Source organism: Acinetobacter sp. 226 (genome assembly GCF_048147925.1).
Taxonomy (GTDB): domain Bacteria; phylum Pseudomonadota; class Gammaproteobacteria; order Pseudomonadales; family Moraxellaceae; genus Acinetobacter; species Acinetobacter pecorum.
Map to the genome: position 1 here is coordinate 1 of NZ_JAYWYX010000060.1, position 4315 is coordinate 4315.

4 protein-coding genes are annotated in these 4315 nt (G+C 35.4%); all 4 read right to left on the reverse strand.

What is annotated here, in order from left to right; translation table 11 throughout:
- Positions 1-618 precede the first annotated feature (618 nt).
- Complete coding sequence (locus tag VXP95_RS15260) at positions 619-990, reverse strand: rod shape-determining protein (protein ID WP_416706397.1); 372 nt, start codon at positions 988-990, stop codon at positions 619-621.
- A gap of 330 nt (positions 991-1320) precedes the next feature.
- A complete protein-coding gene (locus VXP95_RS15265; RefSeq protein WP_416712342.1) occupies positions 1321-1884 on the reverse strand; it encodes a plasmid replication DNA-binding protein in 564 nt (187 codons plus the stop codon).
- Positions 1885-1947: 63 nt separating this feature from the next.
- Complete coding sequence (gene repM, locus VXP95_RS15270) at positions 1948-2841, reverse strand: replication initiation protein RepM (RefSeq protein WP_004734502.1); 894 nt, start codon at positions 2839-2841, stop codon at positions 1948-1950.
- A 514-nt stretch (positions 2842-3355) separates the two neighbouring features.
- On the reverse strand, positions 3356-4315 hold a 960-nt coding region (locus VXP95_RS15275), incomplete at its 5' end, for a MobA/MobL family protein (RefSeq protein ID WP_416712343.1).

Below are 4315 nucleotides of genomic sequence, written 5' to 3' on the forward strand. Positions count from 1 at the left end.
GAAATTGCAAAAGTGCATATTCTAAAAGCGGACATTTTTACTTTGGAGAAACCGGACATTTCTATTTTGGGCTTACACATTAATTTCGTATAAGCACCATTATGTTAAATGGATAATCAAAATCTCTATAAAGAACAGCCCAATCTTATTTATATTTTATAAAAAATCATAAACTTATGTAAATAACTAATCCAAATAGTAATCCAAGAGAAATGGGGGCTATTATCTGACCATTGTGAATAATATTAACACGTTGCCATATTAAAAGATTTTCAAAAAATCCAAAAATTGGGATCAGTAGTACAATAAGATATTTCCCATAAAATTTCCATAAATAAGGTATTACGATAAATTCCGACATAAACTTAAAACAAAAAAATAGACTAAAAAATAAAAAAAATAGAGTCAGTATAATAAATAGAGTTTTTTTATACACACCTTAATACCTTATTCAATTTTAAATAATATCTAAAATTAACATAATACACGTTATACGAAGCTAAAAAATTGGGACTATCGCCTTAATTTTTATGTATTTTTTAAAATTTAAAGCCTAGATCCGAGTCTAGGCTTTTTCATTTCTTATAACAGCCATTATGTTAAATAGGGCTTGTAAAATTATTCTTCAATAGAATTTCCATCAAGGTCATATAGCTTTACTTCTCTTGCACCAGCATTAAAAAATAACTCCTTAAAAGCTCGTATTTCAATCTTAGTTAAACTACCTTGTATCGGCTCCATTATTTGGACAATAGTAATAGGAGCTGTAAACTTGAAAAAAGATAAACCGTTAGAATGGTGTCTCATTAAAGCTTTTAATGTTGTTGTAGCGCTTTCAAAATCTGCCAAAATCATTCTTGGGTGATCATAAGGTGATTTAGGAATTTCAGTTGCTTTGGCCATGCCATTCTCTGCCATCAAACTTATACGGTTTTTATAAAAATGTACCCATATCGCTTTAGGATATTTTTTTAAATCGTCTCTTATCATTTTAGTTCTTAACTTGGATGTTCATTTAATTATAAATATATATTTTTTTTAATTTCAATTGGATAATTCTTAATTTCTTCTAAAATTAACATAATACACCTTATACGAAACGCGAAAAAATTTTCTTTTTAAAACAATGTCTTATTGATGTAAAAAAAGCCTAAGCACGCTCTCTTAGGCTGTTTCAGTGATTTTTCGTGTTCCACGCTCAGTAATTGATCAATGTTCCACGGTTTTGTTCAGTTTTAATAAACCTCATCCGGTTTTTTGATGAGTCATTATTTCATGTGCTTGCACTGAACTTGGCTCATCAAAAAATTGGAGTCCTGGCTAACCATAAGGAAGGAAAAAACGGCTCAGGAAGCCCCTCTTTTTAGGTTCAGGCTCAACATGTTCTGAAACAGGGATACGTTTGTTCTCTGGAGTAGTCAATCCGTCCTCTTTAACCTGCTTTAACTGAATATTTGTTGCCATATCAGTTGGGTTTGGTGAAATATTACTTTCAATATTCTCTTTATTAGGTTCACTACTAGCTTTAGGTGGCTTCATTTCAATTAGTGTAAGAAGCGTATCGATACGAGCATTAGCTTTAGCCTCTCTATCTTCTGCTTTTTCTAATTGTTTCTTTAAAAAGTCGATCTGATTTTTTAACTCTACTACTGTTTTATCAGTGTATTCGGGTGTATCCAGATTCTGTATTAGAGACGTATCAATACGTTTTGACTGCTTTCCAGAAAACGGTTCACCATATACACGCAATAATTCTGAAAAGTCTATTAAACCATCATGATCACGGCTTAATACCCCATTTTTTATATCTTTATAAAGTGTCGCTCTAGATTTTTTATACAGTGTGGCAGCATCACTAACACTGTATTTTGTACTTGTTTTCATAGTGTATTACTGTGTATTTAAGATACGTATTGAAGAATACAATAAGTGTATTCTTCAATACACTCAAGGTTTGAAGCCTAAGTTCCGTAAGTAAGGTAAAAACTGCTTCTGTTGTTTTGGATCTCTAAGTTTTTCCTTGATTTTTGAAGCTAATATTTCATAGCTCTCACCCTCACGTGCTAGATGAGAAAGTTCATGTAGACGCGATAGTTGATTACCAAACATGTTTATCTGAGCATCTGTTAACTTATAGAACTCTTTCGGTATGTCTGTACTTTCCTGACCAATACTTTTTGTTTTTTCTTTAAAAGAAAAAGTAATGTGAGTAACTTTACGACCTGTTTTTTTCTGCTCATACGTCACACGTAAAGGGCTGTATTCATTTATTTGATCTACAGCAGTATCAATTACCCTTTTTTTAAAATCAGCAAATAACGGATACTTTTTACCTAGTTCCAGCATGGTTCGTAGATTATCAACAGAGATTTCACGCTTACCTATTTGTCTGTATTGCACCAGTAACTCATAGATACGGATACCGTACCCACTGTTGATACCTGCGATATCAGATAGAGCATATTTCGTAAATTCTCTACTTAGGTTGGATATAAAAGGCAAAATTGGTTTTGAAAAGCGAATACCAATGACACTTTGACTATCTAAAAACTGAACCTCTTGTACCCATCTCATTTTGATAGATTTATCGTCCACAGAGAGGTTGATAGACCTTTCATAAAGTCTATTAATCCCTTCTTTTAAATCTCTATAGGCTGTTTTCTCGTGTACTCCTAGGAGCTGTAATTCATTAACACTCACTGGGTATAACTCATCATCTGTGATGGGTTGATTCTTTGGAATACGTGAAATAGCTGCTAAGACAATACGTTGCTCTACGGCACTTAATTGATATGAAGCTTCTATAACTTGATTTGATTTTACAACTTGATTCTTATCCAAAATAAAACCATTTAATTTTTAATATATGACAAATATATACTTGTCATAGTTAGTAGTCAATCCGTCATAGTTAAGTAGTCAATCCGTCATAGTTAGTAGTCAATCCGTCATAGTTAGTAGTCAATCCGTCATATTTAAATGCTGAAACCATTGCTACTAAAGGCATACAGAGGGCTGAAAAGATTTAAAATATTTAAAAATAATTAAAAAAGGAAATTTGAAAAATTGCCCTTGGTTTTCGCTTCGCTCAAACTCTATTGAATCTCGCTTTCGCTCGATTCGTCGGGGCAATTTTTGGTTAATATTTTCGTGACTTTTAGAAAAGCAAAAGCAACTCGGAATTCGCTTCGCTCATGAGCTTTTTTTCTCGCTACGCTCGGTTTAGGGATCAAACTTGGAAAGTTCGCACCCATTCGGGATGCTCTGCAATGCAGGTGATTGATGGATAGGGAGCTTGTAATCAGGGAAAGGAAAGGGCAAATTTTCTCAGTTCGCTCGTAGACACTCGCTCTGTTTATCGACTCATGCCACGAGATTTCATTTTAGGCGCATGTTGCTGTGCTTTGAGCTGTTGTTCTTGTCTGAGTTTCATTTGTTGTTCTGCTTTGATCTCATTCACACATTTCTTAATAACTTGATAGGTTGAGTATAGAGTTTGGTATTGCTTGGCTTTGGCCGGATGTTGTTGTTGGTACTGCTTCCAGGCATGTTCTTTGAACTTTTCATTGTCCAATAAATCCTTCACACCATGTTTTTTCTGGTGTTCATGCTGACCTTTTAGCTTTTTGTGTTCCTGATAAATCTCGTCACGTTGGGCTTCCCAGGCTTTTTTTCCAAACAGCAAGGGCTTGTGTTGATCTAACTCGTTATGTTGATCCACCAGGCTTTGCAATTTGTCATGACTTTGTTTGAGTCCGTTTTTCACGATGTCTTGGGCCAGCTGCTGACTAAACTCGTTTTTATGCTTTTGCATCTTGCCCAGGGTGTTTTCTGCCTTTTTAAGAACATCCTGCATAAAATCTAGGTCTAGATTCGTCTCTTTTGTACTTATTTTGCCTTGTAGCAGTTTGACTAGGGTTTCCCTCTGTTTTTGCTCAAACAGGGCTTTTTCGTCAATTGGTGGCGTTTTAGCGCTATTTTCGATCTGAGTCTGTTGTTCTGTTTTCAATGTGCTGAGTTTTATCTCATTTTCAGCAATCAGCAGGTCCATATTTTTGCCGTATTGCAGCTGAGCCTGATTTCTTTCTTTAATCTCATCATTGGTTCGGCTGATTTCGGTTTCGATGCCTCTTCTACGTAGTTCGGTGACTTTCGGTCCTTCGTGCAGGGTCGCTTCCAGGCCATTCTCCTGGTCTTTGTAGCTGCGGTGGTCGACCCGGGCGGTAGATCCGGCCATGTCCAGGTGCATATTGCAGATATCGGCAAAGTGTTCGCGCCAGTGCTCGATTTCTCCACTGTGTTTCTGATCGAGTTC

What these genes read in the sequence shown, in the direction of transcription:
- VXP95_RS15265 (WP_416712342.1), bottom strand. Translation starts at nt 1,884, where the DNA reads ATGAAAACAAGTACAAAATACAGTGTTAGTGATGCTGCCACACTGTAT.
- VXP95_RS15260 (WP_416706397.1), bottom strand. Translation starts at nt 990, where the DNA reads ATGATAAGAGACGATTTAAAAAAATATCCTAAAGCGATATGGGTACAT.